Origin of the sequence: Candidatus Rhabdochlamydia oedothoracis (assembly GCF_019453995.1) — a bacterium.
Lineage (GTDB): Bacteria > Chlamydiota > Chlamydiia > Chlamydiales > Rhabdochlamydiaceae > Rhabdochlamydia > Rhabdochlamydia oedothoracis.
This window is the reverse complement of record NZ_CP075587.1, coordinates 452,855-469,891: the sequence shown is the minus strand read 5'-3', so window position 1 is coordinate 469,891 and position 17,037 is coordinate 452,855. Positions and strand designations below refer to the sequence as shown.

At 36.9% G+C, this 17,037-nt stretch carries 22 protein-coding genes, 1 tRNA gene and 3 pseudogenes; 8 read left to right on the top strand and 18 right to left on the bottom strand.

Translation table 11 applies throughout. From position 1 onward, the window contains the following. Positions 1 to 81: 81 nt before the first annotated feature. Genes RHABOEDO_RS02530 through RHABOEDO_RS02500 form a run of 7 tightly spaced genes read left to right on the top strand, consistent with a single transcriptional unit; the run spans position 82 to position 5,859 of the window. Positions 82 to 372 carry a hypothetical protein gene (locus RHABOEDO_RS02530; RefSeq protein WP_245397547.1) on the top strand — a complete coding sequence of 97 codons (291 nt, stop codon included), beginning with the start codon at positions 82 to 84 and terminating at the stop codon, positions 370 to 372. Further along, entirely contained in the window at positions 347 to 883 is a 537-nt protein-coding gene (locus RHABOEDO_RS02525; RefSeq protein WP_320412346.1) for an SOUL family heme-binding protein, read from the top strand. Before RHABOEDO_RS02530 ends, RHABOEDO_RS02525 begins: the two co-directional genes overlap by 26 nt. 32 nt (positions 884 to 915) lie before the next feature. Beyond that, complete coding sequence (locus tag RHABOEDO_RS02520) at positions 916 to 2,283, top strand: cytochrome ubiquinol oxidase subunit I (protein WP_215217460.1); 1,368 nt, start codon at positions 916 to 918, stop codon at positions 2,281 to 2,283. Further along, positions 2,283 to 2,594 carry a cytochrome d ubiquinol oxidase subunit II gene (locus tag RHABOEDO_RS02515; RefSeq protein WP_215217459.1) on the top strand — a complete coding sequence of 104 codons (312 nt, stop codon included), beginning with the start codon at positions 2,283 to 2,285 and terminating at the stop codon, positions 2,592 to 2,594. The genes RHABOEDO_RS02520 and RHABOEDO_RS02515 overlap by 1 nt, the downstream gene beginning before the upstream one ends. Before the next feature lie 2 nt (positions 2,595 to 2,596). After that, positions 2,597 to 3,631 (top strand): IS630 family transposase, encoded by a 1,035-nt coding sequence (locus tag RHABOEDO_RS02510; protein WP_215216421.1) that lies wholly within the window; start codon positions 2,597 to 2,599, stop codon positions 3,629 to 3,631. A 20-nt stretch (positions 3,632 to 3,651) separates the two neighbouring features. Beyond that, positions 3,652 to 4,419 (top strand): cytochrome d ubiquinol oxidase subunit II, encoded by a 768-nt coding sequence (locus RHABOEDO_RS02505; RefSeq protein ID WP_320412350.1) that lies wholly within the window; start codon positions 3,652 to 3,654, stop codon positions 4,417 to 4,419. A gap of 3 nt (positions 4,420 to 4,422) precedes the next feature. After that, a complete protein-coding gene (locus RHABOEDO_RS02500) occupies positions 4,423 to 5,859 on the top strand; it encodes an SDR family oxidoreductase (protein ID WP_215217686.1) in 1,437 nt (478 codons plus the stop codon). Between the two features lie 443 nt (positions 5,860 to 6,302). Here RHABOEDO_RS02500 and RHABOEDO_RS11080 read toward each other — a convergent pair whose 3' ends face one another. From RHABOEDO_RS11080 to RHABOEDO_RS10685, 4 genes and pseudogenes are all read right to left on the bottom strand, one after another. After that, positions 6,303 to 6,431 (bottom strand): hypothetical protein, encoded by a 129-nt coding sequence (locus RHABOEDO_RS11080; RefSeq protein WP_256439937.1) that lies wholly within the window; start codon positions 6,429 to 6,431, stop codon positions 6,303 to 6,305. A gap of 50 nt (positions 6,432 to 6,481) precedes the next feature. Further along, positions 6,482 to 6,667: pseudogene (locus RHABOEDO_RS02495) on the bottom strand (IS5/IS1182 family transposase); the annotation flags it as partial. 19 nt (positions 6,668 to 6,686) lie between these two features. Continuing rightward, on the bottom strand, positions 6,687 to 7,721 hold the full coding sequence (locus tag RHABOEDO_RS02490) for an IS630 family transposase (RefSeq protein WP_220017482.1): 1,035 nt from the start codon (positions 7,719 to 7,721) through the stop codon (positions 6,687 to 6,689). 189 nt (positions 7,722 to 7,910) lie between these two features. Beyond that, a pseudogene (locus RHABOEDO_RS10685) lies at positions 7,911 to 8,100 on the bottom strand (transposase); the annotation flags it as partial. A gap of 69 nt (positions 8,101 to 8,169) precedes the next feature. Here RHABOEDO_RS10685 and RHABOEDO_RS02480 point away from each other — a divergent pair. Then, positions 8,170 to 8,413, top strand: a pseudogene (locus tag RHABOEDO_RS02480) (transposase); the annotation flags it as partial. Here the strand turns inward: RHABOEDO_RS02480 and RHABOEDO_RS02475 are convergent. From RHABOEDO_RS02475 to rpsH, 14 genes are all read right to left on the bottom strand, one after another. Continuing rightward, a complete protein-coding gene (locus tag RHABOEDO_RS02475) occupies positions 8,377 to 8,586 on the bottom strand; it encodes a hypothetical protein (protein WP_215216822.1) in 210 nt (69 codons plus the stop codon). The pseudogene RHABOEDO_RS02480 and the gene RHABOEDO_RS02475 sit on opposite strands and share 37 nt — an antisense overlap. Before the next feature lie 12 nt (positions 8,587 to 8,598). Then, positions 8,599 to 8,681, bottom strand: a tRNA-Leu gene (locus tag RHABOEDO_RS02470). A gap of 83 nt (positions 8,682 to 8,764) precedes the next feature. After that, complete coding sequence (locus tag RHABOEDO_RS02465) at positions 8,765 to 9,586, bottom strand: hypothetical protein (protein ID WP_215216819.1); 822 nt, start codon at positions 9,584 to 9,586, stop codon at positions 8,765 to 8,767. Between the two features lie 18 nt (positions 9,587 to 9,604). Beyond that, positions 9,605 to 10,624 carry a type I glyceraldehyde-3-phosphate dehydrogenase gene (gap, locus tag RHABOEDO_RS02460; protein WP_215216818.1) on the bottom strand — a complete coding sequence of 340 codons (1,020 nt, stop codon included), beginning with the start codon at positions 10,622 to 10,624 and terminating at the stop codon, positions 9,605 to 9,607. A gap of 180 nt (positions 10,625 to 10,804) precedes the next feature. Beyond that, positions 10,805 to 11,230: a 50S ribosomal protein L17 gene (gene rplQ, locus RHABOEDO_RS02455; protein ID WP_215216817.1), complete on the bottom strand. Its 426-nt coding sequence runs from the start codon at positions 11,228 to 11,230 to the stop codon at positions 10,805 to 10,807. Then, on the bottom strand, positions 11,227 to 12,330 hold the full coding sequence (locus tag RHABOEDO_RS02450; RefSeq protein WP_215216816.1) for a DNA-directed RNA polymerase subunit alpha: 1,104 nt from the start codon (positions 12,328 to 12,330) through the stop codon (positions 11,227 to 11,229). The genes rplQ and RHABOEDO_RS02450 overlap by 4 nt, the downstream gene beginning before the upstream one ends. Before the next feature lie 83 nt (positions 12,331 to 12,413). Further along, positions 12,414 to 12,812: a 30S ribosomal protein S11 gene (gene rpsK, locus RHABOEDO_RS02445; protein WP_215216821.1), complete on the bottom strand. Its 399-nt coding sequence runs from the start codon at positions 12,810 to 12,812 to the stop codon at positions 12,414 to 12,416. Positions 12,813 to 12,852: 40 nt separating this feature from the next. Further along, positions 12,853 to 13,221, bottom strand: a complete 369-nt coding sequence (gene rpsM / locus RHABOEDO_RS02440; protein WP_215216815.1) for a 30S ribosomal protein S13 — start codon at positions 13,219 to 13,221, stop codon at positions 12,853 to 12,855. Positions 13,222 to 13,321: 100 nt separating this feature from the next. Further along, complete coding sequence (gene secY, locus RHABOEDO_RS02435) at positions 13,322 to 14,692, bottom strand: preprotein translocase subunit SecY (protein ID WP_350339701.1); 1,371 nt, start codon at positions 14,690 to 14,692, stop codon at positions 13,322 to 13,324. Between the two features lie 21 nt (positions 14,693 to 14,713). Further along, on the bottom strand, positions 14,714 to 15,169 hold the full coding sequence (gene rplO / locus RHABOEDO_RS02430) for a 50S ribosomal protein L15 (RefSeq protein WP_281069560.1): 456 nt from the start codon (positions 15,167 to 15,169) through the stop codon (positions 14,714 to 14,716). Continuing rightward, positions 15,169 to 15,666, bottom strand: coding sequence for a 30S ribosomal protein S5 (gene rpsE / locus RHABOEDO_RS02425; protein WP_215216812.1), 498 nt, complete (start codon positions 15,664 to 15,666; stop codon positions 15,169 to 15,171). Before rpsE ends, rplO begins: the two co-directional genes overlap by 1 nt. A 15-nt stretch (positions 15,667 to 15,681) precedes the next feature. Next, positions 15,682 to 16,053 carry a 50S ribosomal protein L18 gene (rplR, locus tag RHABOEDO_RS02420; protein ID WP_215216811.1) on the bottom strand — a complete coding sequence of 124 codons (372 nt, stop codon included), beginning with the start codon at positions 16,051 to 16,053 and terminating at the stop codon, positions 15,682 to 15,684. 18 nt (positions 16,054 to 16,071) lie between these two features. Further along, positions 16,072 to 16,623 (bottom strand): 50S ribosomal protein L6, encoded by a 552-nt coding sequence (gene rplF, locus RHABOEDO_RS02415; RefSeq protein ID WP_215216810.1) that lies wholly within the window; start codon positions 16,621 to 16,623, stop codon positions 16,072 to 16,074. Between the two features lie 20 nt (positions 16,624 to 16,643). Next, a complete protein-coding gene (rpsH, locus tag RHABOEDO_RS02410) occupies positions 16,644 to 17,036 on the bottom strand; it encodes a 30S ribosomal protein S8 (protein ID WP_194845551.1) in 393 nt (130 codons plus the stop codon). Between the last annotated feature and the right edge of the window lies 1 nt (position 17,037).

Below are 17,037 nucleotides of genomic sequence, written 5' to 3'. Positions count from 1 at the left end.
AGTACTAGACATATCTTATGCTTACTAAAAAAAATCCTTACGGCTTAAATCCAAAATTGTTTTTCAAGCGCTTAACTCGTAATGTATCTATGGGTTTTTTTGATTATTTTAGGGTCTTTAAGTGGAGGTATGTTTGGATTTCATCACTTTGAGAAGATGGTTTGGATCGACGCTTATGAGAATGCTGCTATGCTCTTATTGGGCATGGGGCCTTTAGCAACTATAGAAACCAAAGGAGGAAAAATCTTTGCAGGCACTTACGCTCTTTTTAGCGGGACTGTTTTTCTGTTGGTTATTACAATTATTTTTGCTCTTGTAGTTCATCGTTTTTTTCATAAATTTCATATTGGAGAAGAAAAACTTGGCAAATAAAAAAGATCGGCCCAAATATCTGGTGTTGAAAAAATGGGGTAATTTTGAAATTAGGCAATATGAACCGCGCGTTATTGCAGAAACAAGGATTCAAAATGATTTCGAACAAGCTACCAAAGAAGGTTTTAATATTCTTGCAGCTTATATTTTTGGGCAAAATGCAACTAAATCCAAAATTGCTATGACAGCTCCTGTAGAACAAACAGAAGATTTAACACAAAAAAATTGGTTAATTGCTTTTAGCATGCCAATAAACTACAAGATTACAGATCTCCCCTCTCCTAAGGATCCTCGGATTCTTCTAAAACAGATAGAAACACAGAAAAGGGCAGCACTTGCTTTTTCAGGGTTTTGTACAGAAAAAAAAGCTACACAAAATACAAGATTGCTTTTAGAACTTATAGAACAGCATGGCTATTCCCCTACTGGTCCCTGTATTTTGGCAAGGTACGATCCTCCTTGGACAATTCCTTGCTTTCGTCATAATGAATTACTATTCGTGATTCACTAAAGTAATATAAAAATATTTTTTACAGAGTGGTTATGACAGTAGAAATTCTATCTCGTATGCAATTTGCCTTTACGTTGACCTTTCACTATATCTATCCCCCACTGAGCATTGGTCTTTCTTTAGCTTTGATTTTTATGGAAGGGATGTATCTAAAAACCAAGTTGAAAGTTTGGGAAGATATGACCAAATTCTGGCTAAAGATCTTTGCCTTAACTTTTGCTCTTGAAGTAGCAACAGGGATTCCTTTGCAATTTAGCTTAGGAACCAATTGGGCTAGATACTCTCGTTTTGTAGGAGATGTATTTGGTAGCGCTTTAAGTGCGGAAGGTTTTTTTGCTTTTTTAATTGAAGGGGGATTTTTAGGGCTTCTTCTCTTTGGTTGGAAAAAGGTTTCTTCTAACATCCATTTTCTATCGACAATTTTGGTGTCTTTTGGAGCGCATTTTAGTGCGTTTTGGATCGTAGCAGTTAACTCGTGGATGCAATATCCTGCAGGCTATGAATTAGTCACTCAACCAGATGGTACTGTTGTTGCTCAAGTGACCAACTGGGTTCAGATGTTGTTTAATCCCACAGCTATTGATCACATTATACATGTCCTCCTTTCTGCTTGGTTAACAGGGGCCTTTTTAATCATCAGCGTATCTGCCTATTATCTAATGAAAAAGCAGCATTATGAGTTTGCTGTGCGCTCCTTTAAATTAGGGGTTTTGATGGCGTTTATAACAGGTATTTTGCAACTCATCTCTGCAGATTTTCTAGCAAGAGATATTGCTAGGTACAATCCTGTTAAGCTCGCTGCTTTTGAAGGGGTTTTTGAAACAAAACCTTATACTCCCGCTTATGCTTTTGGTTGGGTAGATGTGGAAAAGCAAAAGGTTTATGGATTGCCTATTCCTGGACTACTGAGCTTTTTGGTGTATCGTGATTTTAAACCCACAGTGCTGGGCTTAAATGAGTTTCCTTACGAAGAATGGCCTTTAATCCAACCCGTCTTTCAGGTTTATCACCTGATGATTATTTGTTGGGGATTGATGATGTTTGCTTCTCTAATGGGTCTTTATATGTGGTGGAAGAGAAAGTGGGTATTAGCTCCTGTTCTACAATGGTTCTTGGTTCTATCGGTTATTCTGCCTCAGTTGGCTAATATAGCTGGTTGGTATTCTTCTTGCATAGGAAGACAGCTATGGCTTGTTCACAAACTATTAAAAACAAGTGAGGGGTTCTCTGAAACGGTAACCGTTGCGCAAAATCTTATTTCCTTCATTCTCTTTGTTATCGTCTATTTACTCTTCTTCGTTCTATTTCTATTCCTCCTCGATAAGAAGATCAAACACGGTCAAAATTTAACAGAAGATCAAGATCTCTATCGGGATCTCTATCTAAAGGACAAATCCTGATGAGCATGTTCATTTTGCAACATATTGCCCTCTTTATTTTTCTCTTCTCTGCTATTGCTTATGCAACATTGGATGGGTTCGATCTAGGATTTGGCTGTTTACATCTTTTTGCTAGAAAAGATGAAGAGCGCAGGTTTTTTTTAAATGCTATAGGTCCGGTATGGGATGGAAATTCTGTTTGGATTGTGATTTCAACAGGAATCCTCTTAGCAGGGTTTCCTAAGGTATTTGCTAGCTTGCTCTCTGGCTTATATATAGTGGTTCCGATTCAATCGTATAGAAAAATATTTTGTTTTGTGTTAAGCTATTGAGTATGAAAAAACTGATCCCTAGCCAGAGAGCTGACTTAGAACACAAGTTAAAGCATCCAAAAGACTATTCTGAACGGAATAGGCTTTGTGTAATTTTGGGCTATGATGAGGGTATCTCAACAAAAAATCTTGCTAAAACACTCCGGATAAGCCCTATCACTGTTCAGAAATACCTCAGAGAATATGATTCCGAAAATAAAACTGGAAGTAGCCCTCGAGGCGGTAGCAAATCAAAACTTTCACAAGACCAAAAAGAGTCTCTACTAAAACACCTACAGGAAAAGACCTATCTTAAAGTCAAAGGGATCATAGCTTATGTGCATGAGCAATATGGGATAAAATATTCCCGAAGTGGCATGACAGATTGGCTCATACAGCACGGATTTGTTTATAAACGTCCTAAAAAGATTCCTGGGAAATTAGATCCTGAAAAACAACGAATTTTCATAGAACAATATAGGGCTTTAAAGGAGACCTTAAACCCTGATGAAGAGATCTATTTCATAGATGCTGTGCATCCTGAACATCAGTCCCAAGCCGTATGTGGATGGATCAAAAAAGGCGTTCAAAAGACTTTGCAGACATCCGGGAAACAATTGCGATTGCATTTTGCTGGAGCTCTTTGCCTGACAGGAATGAAGATTTTTACAGAGGAATATAAGACAGTTGATGCCGATGCAATGCTCGATTTTTTCAAGAAGCTAGAAAAACAGACAGAGGCTCGAATTATTCATGTAATTTTGGATAATGCAAGATCAAACAAAAATAAGAAACTAGAAGAGTTTCTGATGTCTTCTAGGATTAAAGTGCACTATCTCCCTCCTTATTCGCCGAATTTGAATCCTATTGAACGCTTGTGGAAGATCTTAAAGGAAAAGAAGGTATACAATCGATATTACGAAACGTCGGTGACTTTTTTTCAGGCAATTAGAGGATTCTTCTTAGAAGAGATACCGAAAATAACAGATATTTTGAAATGTAGGATAAACGACAAGTTTCAAGTCGTTGACTTAAATCCCATTAAGCTAGCCGTTTGAATCGGCACTAGTATATACCGATGATGCTTTTGGTCTTTGGTTTTATGTTTAGGTCAGCTACTATGGAATTTCGTAGTAAAAAAGAATCCTCTCTCTGGCGTAGAACTTGGGATGTATTATTTTTTTTAGCTAGCTTATTCATCTCCATAGATCTTGGTTTAATTTTAGGTAATTTAATCCAAGGCATGCCACTCAATCACACAGGCATCATTTTATGGGATCAACTACACTTCATGAACCCTTACGCATTTTTAATAGCGTGTTTTACATTGATCTTTTTTACGCTTCACGGATGTTTATATCTCTTGATCAAAACAGAGGGTGATATCCAAAAACATTTAGTAAAATTAATTTACCCACTCGTGATTACCTTTCTAACTCTTTGGCTGGTGACAACGTTAGCAACGTATGAATATTTTCCTTTTATGATGGATAGGATTTTTAAACATCCAAGTCTTGTTATTTTTGTAATCATTAGTTTATTTGGCATTTTTTCCATCCCTTATCAATTATATAAAGAACGCTTTGGTTGGGCTTTTATTGGGTCTTGTATTGCTATTTTAAGTTTAATGTTGCTTTACGCAATAGGAACTTATCCCGATTTAATCATCTCCAGCAAAGATCCTAAGAATTTAAGCCTATCCATTTTTAATAGTTCTTCTTCGCCTATTACTTTATCGGTGATTTTTATTGTTGCCTTAGCAGGCGCTCCCCTATCCATCTTTTATGTCAGCTACGTGTATAAGGTTTTTAAAGGCAAAGTAAAACTCGATCCAACAAGTTATTGATCTATGGCTAAAGTCTTTATCACTGGTTCTACTGGATTTGTAGGAAAACGTTTGATCCATACTCTTTTAGACCAAGGACATGAGGTATATGCCTTATGTCGCATTAAAGGCGTATCTGTTTTTTCCGAAAATCGACCAAATCTGCATTATATATGGGGGGATCTAAAAAACCCTGATACATTATCTCAACTGCCTACAGCTATTGATGTAGCTTATTATCTCGTGCATTCTATGACAGATATTATGAGTAACTTGATAACTGTTGAGCTAGAAGTAGCTAATCAATTTGTTAAAGGAATAAAAGAAACTCATGTCCAACAAATCATCTACTTAGGAGGGATCATAAATGATGAAAAGAAATTATCCCCTCATCTAAAATCGCGTTTACTAGTTGAAGAAGTTCTCAGAAGAAGCGCAATTCCCACTACTATCTTACGAGCGAGCATTATCATTGGAAGTGGCAGTGCATCTTTTGAAATTATCCGCGATTTAACCGAAAAACTTCCCTTTATGATTGCCCCTAAGTGGGTCAATACCCTCTGTCAACCAATCGCTATTCGGGATATCTTATTCTACCTCACACAAGTGATGCTAAAAGAAGATTGCTATCACAAAATCTTTGATATTGGAGGTCCTGATGTTTTACGGTTTAAAGACTTGATTCTAGAATATGCAAAGTTTAGGAAACTAAAAAGACAGGTAATTAATGTTCCTGTTCTCTCCCCTCGTTTATCTAGTTACTGGCTTGTATTTATTACTTCCGTACGGTTTTCTTTATGCTCTTACTTAGTAGAAAGCATGAGAATTAGCTCTATTTGTCAAAAAAACGAAATCCATCAAATCCTCCCCCATCACTGCTTGAACTTTCAAGAAGCACTAGAATTGGTTTTTAAAAAGATTACACAAAATGAAGTGCTCTCTACTTGGATGGATGCCTGGGAACCTAACAGCTCAAATCTTAATATCGAAACATATGTCCAAGTCCCCATAGAAGGATGTCTTATCAATAAACAAATAGTTCCTCTTCACAACTCTAAAAACACCGTAATCGAAAGGATATGGTGTATTGGAGGAAATACAAACTGGTATGCTCTTAACTGGTGCTGGAAAATAAGAGGATTGATGGATCGTCTCATTGGAGGAGTAGGATTAAACCGCGGCAGAAGACACCCCTCAGAAATCCAAGTGGGCGATGCTATTGATTTTTGGCGAGTCTTACGTGCTGATAAAAAAAATGCTAATCTCATTTTATACGCCGGCATGAAACTTCCCGGTGAAGCTTGGCTGCAATTCAAAATAGAAAATAAAGAAAACAAAGATTTCTTAATCCAAACGGCTACCTTTCGACCTAAAGGGGTACTAGGAAGAGTTTATTGGTATGCATTAGCTCCTTTTCACTTTTTTATCTTTAGAAAAATGGCAAAGAAAATTTCTGGTTAATGTGAATATAAGTTTTTTTGAACCTTGTAATGAGCAGCTAAAGACAGAGAATCCTTGAATTTAGTGTTTGAAAAGTCTTTTTTCTACAGCTGGAACAATCGTCATAAACAAAAAACCTCTGAATTTGGACCTAAAAGCATATATCATTCGGATTAGCTGATCTTAAAAGCAAACTTACTGAAAATGAAAGTTTACTCCGTTATAAGAGAAAACCGCATGACTGAAAGTAGAGTCAAGAGTTTCAAAAAAAATATGAAACAGGCATAGCTAATGCCAAGAGTGTATTTCGTGTTATACTCGTTTGCATTCAAATTAAGAGTTTAAGCACATAAACATTTTTACACAAAAGATAACATCTTCTTACAAAATAGAGCAGTTTTTTCAAAAAAACCTAGTTATGCAATTCTTAATTTAAAATCAAACTAGTATATAGTAGTGCCGATTCAAACGGCTAGCTTAATGGGGTTCAAGTCAACGACTTGAAACTTGTCGTTAATCCTACATTTCAAAACATCTGTTATTTTCGGTATCTCTTCTAAGAAGAATCCTCTAATTACCTGAAAAAAAGTCACCGACGTTTCGTAATATCGATTGTATACCGTCTTTTCCCTTAAGATCCTGTTTAAAATCTTTTCAAAAGTAGATCAATAAAAGCTAGAACCACCATATTCAGGCTTGTATGTAGTTTTCTTTCTCAATTTTTCCATAGCCTGCGACATTTTTCTATCCACGCAAAAGAACGCTTTACAATCCATCTTCTAGAAATGACTGTAAAAGTATGAAGTGCATTTCTTTTTGCTATTTCTACTATATATACTAGTGCCGATTCAAACGGCTAGCTTAATGGGATTTAAGTCAACGACTTGAAACTTGTCGTTTATCCTACATTTCAAAATATCTGTTATTTTCGGTATCTCTTCTAAGAAGAATCCTCTAATTGCCTGAAAAAAAGTCACCGACGTTTCGTAATATCGATTGTATACCTTCTTTTCCTTTAAGATCTTCCACAAGCGTTCAATAGGATTCAAATTCGGCGAATAAGGAGGGAGATAGTGCACTTTAATCCTAGAAGACATCAGAAACTCTTCTAGTTTCTTATTTTTGTTTGATCTTGCATTATCCAAAATTACATGAATAATTCGAGCCTCTGTCTGTTTTTCTAGCTTCTTGAAAAAATCGAGCATTGCATCGGCATCAACTGTCTTATATTCCTCTGTAAAAATCTTCATTCCTGTCAGGCAAAGAGCTCCAGCAAAATGCAATCGCAATTGTTTCCCGGATGTCTGCAAAGTCTTTTGAACGCCTTTTTTGATCCATCCACATACGGCTTGGGACTGATGTTCAGGATGCACAGCATCTATGAAATAGATCTCTTCATCAGGGTTTAAGGTCTCCTTTAAAGCCCTATATTGTTCTATGAAAATTCGTTGTTTTTCAGGATCTAATTTCCCAGGAATCTTTTTAGGACGTTTATAAACAAATCCGTGCTGTATGAGCCAATCTGTCATGCCACTTCGGGAATATTTTATCCCATATTGCTCATGCACATAAGCTATGATCCCTTTGACTTTAAGATAGGTCTTTTCATGTAGGTGTTTTAGTAGAGACTCTTTTTGGTCTTGTGAAAGTTTTGATTTGCTACCGCCTCGAGGGCTACTTCCAGTTTTATTTTCGGAATCATATTCTCTGAGGTATTTCTGAACAGTGATAGGGCTTATCCGGAGTGTTTTAGCAAGATTTTTTGTTGAGATACCCTCATCATAGCCCAAAATTACACAAAGCCTATTCCGTTCAGAATAGTCTTTTGGATGCTTTAACTTGTGTTCTAAGTCAGCTCTCTGGCTAGGGATCAGTTTTTTCATACTCAATAGCTTAACACAAAACAAAATATTTTTCTATACGATTGAATCGGAACCACTATATTCTAATATTTCCTGTACACTCTTTGCAAATCTTTCTCCAGAATATCCTCACTTTTGAAAAGATTTTAAACAGGCTCTTAGAACTTTTATCATCTTTTTTATTCCAAAGATGGAAATAATAATAACATAATTCCCATTTAGGATAATCTATGGGTAATATACGCCACTGGCAACCACTTTTTAAAATGTACAAAATTCCACAAAAAATATCATATAGATCAACTCTTCGTGGACGTGTTTTTTTGCGTGTAGACTCAAGTATTAGATGGATTTTGCTAAATTGTTTACGAGAAATATCGCTTGGATGAGAGCGGGTCATAACTACCTCCAAAGGTTTTATGAAAACTATCATTATACCTTAATGAAAAGATTTTAAACAGGCTCTAAGAGTATTCTTGAAATAGTTTTAAAAAAATTGGTTGGCGAGGTCAGAAAAAGCAGTGGTCGGAAAGAGAAAACAAGCTTTGTAATTATTGATGCTCAAAGTGTTAAAAATACTGATACAGCGGAGAAGATAAGGATATGATGCAGGGGAAAAAATATCAGGAATAAAAAGACATATAGCAGTCGATACCCAAGGGCTCCCTCATGCGATTCACATTACCACTGCTAATATCACTGACAGAAATGGGTGTGCTGATGGCGTATAACATATTCCAAAGCGGTCTTTGGCAAAATTGACAACTTGTTTAGCTGAACTGGGAGATTCTTCTTTTACATAGATTTTTAGTTGTTTAAGCTGGCCTTGATTGAGCCGGCATGCCTTTCCTGCATAGTTCAAATTCAGCAATGCTTCCTTTGCCACCTTATATCAAATTGCTCGGAACAGGAGTCGAACCTGCACGCCCTTGCGAGCAAGGGATTTTAAGTCCCTAGTGTCTACCATTCCACCATCCGAGCCAAGCGATGAGGCTCATGAGCTTACTGGAGTATTTAAAAAAAAAGCAAGAAAAAAGGCTCTTAAATTTTTAAGAGCCTTCATATCAGAATAAAAAATCGGTTTTGATATTTTCTGTAAAAGTAGGAGGGTTAAGAATAGAGCGACTAAAAGCAGTCCCTTCTGAACCTGGATCTTTATCTGAATCCTCTTCTTCTTTTTTCTCTTCTACTTTTGATTCTACTTGTTGCTCAAGAATTTCTTCGTGAGTGATAATCTCTTCTTTTTTTTCTAGAAGAGATTGTCCTAAGTCTTTATCTTTATAACGGCTAAGCAGGGTTTCTGAAATAAGTATCGGAGGAGGAGAAATAAGCATAGGTGATGGGATTTTTTCTTCATCTGTTCCTTTTTGCTCTTCTTTTGACTCGCTCGATTCTTTTTCAGAACTATCTGCTCTGCGAGAGCGTTGTTCTTGTTGTTCATCGGTATGACGACGACGACGACGGCGATGGCGATCTCGACGCTTATCCGCACGCACTTCTTCTGTTGTAGATTCAACAGTTTCTAAAGCAGAGGATTCCTCTACTACAGATGCTAACTCTTTTTCAGGAGTAGGAGTTTCTTTAGCAGGAGCACGCGTATTTTCACGACCTCCTCCAATTTTAATGGAACGCTCATGGTTTACATTTTTCAATGCAATGCGCGCTTCGCGTACTTCTAAAATCTCATAATCTCCTGTAGGCACTAAAAATGCTTTAGGCTTTTCTAGAGAACGGAAAAAGAAAGCCCGACCAAAAGAGACAACTTCCACTGCATCAACGTAATATTCTTCTGCCTTTTCTCCTTTAGTATTACGCACGAGAAGCTTATAGCCCTCTTCTCTAGGAGAAATAATTGTTTCAATCGTTGGTTCTCGAGTAAAATGCACGTATCTTATTCCATGTTATTAGCTTAAGGTTTCTTTGGATACCATATATCGCAGCAAATCTACGACTCGATGTGAGTATCCCATTTCATTATCATACCAAGCAATTAATTTATAAAAATGAGAATTTAATTTTATTCCCGCATGTCTATCAAAAATACAAGAAGAGGGATGACCAATAAAGTCAGAAGAAACAACATCTTCATCACAATAGGTGACAATGCCCTTCATAGGTCCTCTTGCTTCTTTTTGAATAACAGCACAGATTTCTTCATATGATGTAGCTTTGGTAAGCCTTACTGTAAGATCGACAACAGAAACATCAATTACAGGAACGCGTAATGCCATACCTGTTAATTTGCCTTTTACTTCAGGCAAACAAAGCGCTACTGCTTTTGCTGCACCCGTAGATGAAGGAATAATGTTTATACTTGCAGCTCGTCCCCCTCGTCGATCTTTTCTAGAAGGGCTATCTACTGTATGCTGTGTAGCTGTCATAGCATGTACAGTGGTCATCAAACCTTCTTCTATCCCAAAATGATCGAGTAGTATTTTTGTTAAAGGTGCTAAACAGTTCGTTGTACAAGAGGCATTAGAAACAATAAAATCCTTCTGTGGATTATAATTTTCTTGATTAACCCCCATTACAAAAGTAGGAACTTCTCCTTTTGCAGGAGCAGAAATAATAACTCTTTTAGCGCCAGCCTTTCTATGTTTATTCGCTGACTCTAAATCGGTAAAGTAACCTGTTGATTCAATCACATAATCTACTTTTAAATCTTTCCAGGGAAGTTTTTCAGGCTCTCTCTCAGAGAGAGCTAAAATCTTTTTTTTATTTACGTTTATATGCTTATCGTCTGCTGTAACACAGTGAGGAAATGTGTGGTGCACAGAATCATACTTTAATAAGTAAGCTAGATCTTCGGGTGGGACAAGATCGTTGATTGCAACAACGTCGATATCTGGACACTTTTCACTGATAATCCTTAGCATAAGACGACCAATTCTTCCAAACCCATTAATACCAACTCGAATTGACATGTATTCCTCCTTATCGAGTCTTCGTTTTATATATCAAAACAGCCTCAAGATTAATCCATAAGGTTGTATATCTACAAGGCTTAAGATTTCTTAGAAAATATAAGAATATATATTTAGAAATTTGAAAAACAATCTCTAAAAAAGCATCTATGGATAGACACTTTTTTAGATCAAATAAATTTATTCGGAAAGGTACTCAATATAACAGAGAGAAGCTCCATCACCTACACGATATCCTTCTTTTAGAACGCGTGTAAATCCGCCATTTCGATTAGCAAATCTTTTTGCAAGCTCATCAAGCTTGCCCATTACTCTACGATCTATGTTATAAGAAGAAGTATCTCCTGCTTTAGCAGCTCTTGCTTCCTTTGTGGTTAATGAGTTATAACGAATCATTAAATCCCCAACTATCTTGCGCTTATTAGCCAAAGCATTTGATTTAGCTAAAGTTACAACGTGGTCTGCATGTCTTTTAAGCTCGGAAGCTTTGCGCTCTGTTGTTTTAATTCGACCATGTACAATTAAAGACTTAACCATATTAGCAATCATACAGCGGCGATGGCTTGCAGTTCGCCCTATTTTAAAGGTGTGTTTGCGATGTCTCATGTTTGATGACCTACCTTTTTACTTAAGTATTCCTGTACAACTTCTTTGACGTTATCCTTATGAAGATCCATCCCAAGGTCTTCTTTAGTCATTCCTAGCCAAAGACCCATTCCTTTTAGTTTATCTTTAATTTCATTTAGAGATTTCTTTCCAAAATTTCTAAATCTCAAAAGCTCAGGTTCTGGCATGACAACCAGCTCTGCAATTGTATCAATACAAGCTAAAGAAAGACAATTACTTGAACGTACAGAAAGCTCAATTTCATTAATTTTTAATGCAAGCTTAGCCATCAGAGCATCTTTATCCGTATTGAGTTTAATTTCTCCCTGATCAAAACTTAAGATGTCTACATTTAATTCATCAAAAACTTCAAAATGTAAAATCCCAATTTGCGTTGCAAAAGTGAGTGCTTCTTCAGGAGAAATACGCCCATCTGTATTCACTTCCAAAATTAAACGATCAAAATCTGTATCTTGACCTACGCGTGTATTTTCCACAAAGTAATTTACCAATCTTACAGGAGAAAAAGCGGAATCCAATAAAATTTCATCCACTACGTTTTCTTGTATCGGATGCCTTTCAGCAGGTACATATCCACGACCAATTGCTATTTTTAAATCAATTTTACGCATCATTGGTTTAGTGACTGTAAAAATCACCAACTCTGGATTGAATATGTCAAACTCAGACTCTTCTAACAAATCGTGTAGAGTTACTGCATATTGACCATTGTTTTTTTCAAGCATTTCTGGCGTAACATCCAGCATTTTAGAAATCTGCTTTAATTCACGAGACTCTAGCTCATCATCTATTGGTAATTTGCGTAAAAGAGCACTTTTAAAATTTAACACAATTGTTGTCATATCTTCTATTACGCCATCAATCGCCATATACTCATGGGGGACATCTTCGATACGCACAGAAACAATAGCAGGAGCTTCTAAGGAGCTGAGCATGATTCTGCGCAAAGCATTCCCAACAGTGTGTCCAAAACCTCTCTCAAACGGCTCTGCAATAAAACGAGCAAATGTCTTAGAACGGCTCGCTTCATCAAGCTTAATCTTTGACGGCAACTCAAACTTGCCATATTTAATGGCCATGATCAAACTCCTGAAAATTTCTAGTTCTTCTTTAAATACCGATAAAATCAGTATTATTTATATTTTTATAGCAAAAACCGGGTTTATACCCTTCGTCTTTTAGGTGCACGGCATCCGTTGTGAGATATAGGGGTTACATCTCTAATAAACGTAACTTCTAATCCACCACCGCGTAATCCTTTTACAGCAGATTCCCTTCCAGTACCAGGCCCACAAAGGTTTACTTCCACTTCTTTCATCCCGCTAATTGTAATTGCTCGCTTTGCAGCATCTTCTGCTGCCATATTTGCTGCAAAAGCAGATGATTTACGAGAACCTGTATATCCAACTCTACCAGCAGAAGAAGCAGTAATTGTATTACCCGCTAAATCGGTGATAGAAATAATTGTATTACTAAAGGTTGCTGAAACATGAGCAATGCCTGATGAAACATTGCGATGCGTCTTTTTTTTATTTTTAACAATGGTTGGTTTTTTAACCATTACCTTACGGGTATCTTGTTTAGCCAAAGTTCAATCTCCTCTATTTCTTTTTGTTCGCTACTGTTTTTCTCTTTCCTTTTCTAGTACGCGCATTAGAGCGTGTACGCTGGCCACGAACAGGAAGACCTAAACGATGACGCATTCCTCGATAGCAATGAATGCTAATCAATCTTTTAATATTTCCTTGAACTTGGCGACGAAGATCCCCTTCAACTATGTAGTCGGATTGCAATTTAGCATTAATTTTTGCAATTTCATCTTGTGTTAAACGATGTGCTCTCATATTAGGATCTAGTCCTAGTTCCTTGCAAATTCCTTTTGATGTCTCGCGACCAACACCATAAACATACGTCAAGCTAATTTCTAGCCGCTTGTTATCTGGGATATCGACTCCAATTACTCTAGGCATGAAACAAATTCCTTTTTTAAACAATTATCTGAGGCAGATTATCAGATCTTTTATTTATTCACAATATTGACCTGTTATCTTAATTCGACTAAAAAAACTTCTATATTCCTTTTAGCCGACTTCTCTTCATAAACCCTTCATAGCGTTTCATTAATAAGTGGGATTCTATTTGCTTAGAGGTGTCTAGAATAACACCTACGAGAATGAGCAAAGAAGTCCCTCCAAAAAAATATGTGATACTAGCGTCCACGTGTAGTAGCTTTCCAATAATTGTTGGTAAAATTGCAATCATTGAAAGAAAAATAGCTCCTGCAAACGTAATTCTATTCATCGTTAATTCCAAGTAATCTTGAGTAAATCTTCCTTGCTTAATCCCAGGAATAAAAGCCCCGTTCTTTTTCATATCAGACGCGATTTGTTCTGGGTGAAACTGGGTTGCCGTCCAAAAGTACGTGAAAAAAATAATCAGCATTACAAAGATAAACATATATAGCCAACTCCCTGGTGAAATAGCATTTGCGCATTTCCCAACCCAAGAATTAGCGCCTATAAATTGCCCAATCGTAGCAGGAAACATTAACAATGAAGAGGCAAAAATTACAGGAATCACTCCAGCATAGTTTATTTTCAAAGGAATATATGCATTCCCCCCCCCTTGCACTTCATGTCTTCCTACAACTCGTCTAGCATATTGAAGAGGAATCTTTCTTTGACCCTGAATAATTAAAATAGTTCCTACTATAATAAGAACAAAAACAACAGATAAAATAACTAATGAAGAAAATGTAAGCTGCCCTGGCTCTTGAGAATCTAAATTGAGCTGACGTATTACAGAACCCAAAGTACTTGGCAGAGAAGAAAGAATCCCAACAGTAATAATTAAGCTAATTCCATTACCAATCCCTTTTTCCGTAATCTGCTCGCCAATCCACATCAAAAGAATGGTTCCAGTGGTCATGGTTGTCATTATAATTAAATAAAACAACCAAGGAATTCCTAAAAATTGCACATCCATAACCTCGCTTGCAATAATGCCAGGCGTTCCTGCATTTAATTGCACAGCAAATCTTCCAAATACCCCTGATTGAAAAAACGCTAAAAACAAAGTAAGAGTACGTGTCCAGCGTCCTAATTTGCGCTTCCCGCTTTCTGGATTTTCTTTAATTTCCCTTTGCATAGTAGGAACAAGCGCCATCACTAACTGCATAATGATCGAAGAGGATATGTAAGGCATAACCCCTAAAGCAATCACAGTCATTTGAGCAAAAGCTCCTCCAGAAAATATATCCATTAGTTGGAAAAGATTTTGGCTACCACCTGCTGTGCTACGAAAAAGCTGCACAGCTAATTCTCCATTAATACCTGGCACAGGTATATAAGAACCTATGCGACAGGCAATTAACATAAGAAGAGTAAAAAAAATCTTTTTTCTAAGATCAGGTATAACAAGCAATTTAGCTATTTTTGCAATCATTTTATATCTAACGTTCCATTAGCTTGTTATTTTTTGATAAGAAATACCCTGTTTCTTCAACTTCTCTTCTGTTGCTTGAGAAAAGAAGCGCGCTTCAATGCTAACTTTTTTAGTTAGCTCTCCATTGGATAAGATTTTTAATCCTCCAGAGACTCTGCGAGGGGCAATGCCTTTCTCTTGCAGCGTATTTAAGCTAACTACTTCTCCATCTTGGTATAGCTTGTCGATCATTTGGAGATTAATTGCAAACACATAAGAGGTAAAACGCCCATTGGTAAAACCTCGAGTAGGTAACTTTTTATATAAAGGAATTTGCCCTCCTTCATGTCCAAAGCGGTATTTATAACCTTGACGAGCCTTATCACCTTTATTACCACGACCACAGGTCTTTCCTCTTTTCGAACCAACACCTCGTCCTACTCTTTGCACTTTTTTCTTGGGTCTGTGAGTGTTAGCTAATTGCGATAAAGTCATCATGATGCTAAACCTCTATTTACTAGATTTTTTTGACGATTTACAAGACCTTCCAAAGCGGTTAATGTTGCTTGCACTTGATTCAAAGGATTATTAGAGCCATAGATCTTTGCAATTACATCTTTTATTCCAGCAAGCTCTAGCACAGAACGAACCTTTGAACCTGCAATAACACCTGTTCCATCTCGAGCTGGCTTTAGTAGAACTGTGCAACCATCCCAATCTACTAAAACTTCATGCGGAATTGTAGACCCTTCCATTTCAAATGTAAAGATATTTTTACGAGCAGATTCTGTTGCTTTGCGAATAGCGTCTGATACTTCATTTGCTTTAGCAAAGCCAAAACCAATTCTACCTTGTCTATCGCCTACAAGAACTAGTGCAGAAAAGCTAAACTTCTTTCCGCCTTTTACTGCTTTACAACAGCGGTTAACGTACAGAACCTTGTCTTCAAATTCCGTTCCAAATTCTTCAGCGCGTCTTTTATTTTGTTCCATGTTACATCCCTTAACTTAAAATTGTAACCCTGACTGACGTGCAGCATCTGCAAGTTCTGCTAGCAACCCATGATATTTATGATGGCCGCGATCGAATACAACGAATTGAATATTTTTTTGTTTAGCGGCATTCGCTAATAAAATACCCACTTCCCGTGCAGCTTGTTTACTTTTTTTGCCCAAATTCTTTTGACGTAAAAGCGGCGTATACGTGCTTGCGCTTACAAGAGTGATCCCTTTTTTGTCATCGATTAACTGTGCACAAATGTGTTTCAGCGATTTAAATACAGAAAGTCGAGGCTTATCGCTAGAGCCGCGCACTTGTTTTCTGATACGCAAACTTCGCCTTTTTCTTTTTGTATTTCGACTTTGCAATTCATTAAGCATAAAAGCTCTACCTTAAAATTAACCTGTTTTTCCCTTTGCTGCTTTACCAGCCTTTTTACGTACATGCTCTTTCTCATAGCGGATTCCCTTGCCTTTATAAGGTTCAGGTTTTTTTTCTGCGCGTATTTCAGCAGCAAAATGCCCTACGAGAAACTTGCTTATTCCTTCAATAATGATTAATACCCCTTTTTCCACTGTTATTTTAATTCCTTCAGGAATCAAAAGTTCTGTGGGATGAGAGCGCCCAATTTGCAAATCGAGCATATTTTCTTTAATTTGAGCACGATACCCAACACCTTCTAACTTCAATCGTTTTTCAAATCCCGTGCTTACACCTGTGATCATATTATTGATCAAAGCTCTAGCTAAACCATAATCTTTATTGTGTACTTCTATTTGCTCATCTTTTAAAACAAACAAATGATCATTTTCTATTTTCACCAAAATCCCTTTAATTGCAGGAATGGATAATTCACCTTTAGGACCTTTTACTTGAACTTGTCCGTTTTGGATCTTAATATCTATTTTTTTCCCGGCAAGTGAGATTGGCATTTTCCCAAGACGTGACATATAAATTACCTCTTCTTAAATTACCAAACCACACATAATAACTCACCGCCAAGTCGATCCCTTCGAGCGGCTTTACCATCGCGAATACCTTTAGAAGTAGACACAATTGCAACTCCCATTCCACCGTAAACAATTGGAATTTCAAGATAACCAACGTACTGCCTTGCAGAAGGAGAAGACATGCGCTTTAAACCCTTTAACACAGGTTCTCTTCCGTTAGCATATTTTAAAAAAAGCCTTGCTTCTCTTTTTTCTTCATTGACAAGACACTCACCAACAAATCCATTTTCTTGCAATACTTTTATAACTGCTAGTTTTACTTTACTGGGTCTAAAAATGACAAAGCGATGACGAGCACTTTTTGCATTGCGAATTCTTGTTAGCAAATCTGCAATTGGATCACTTAATGACATG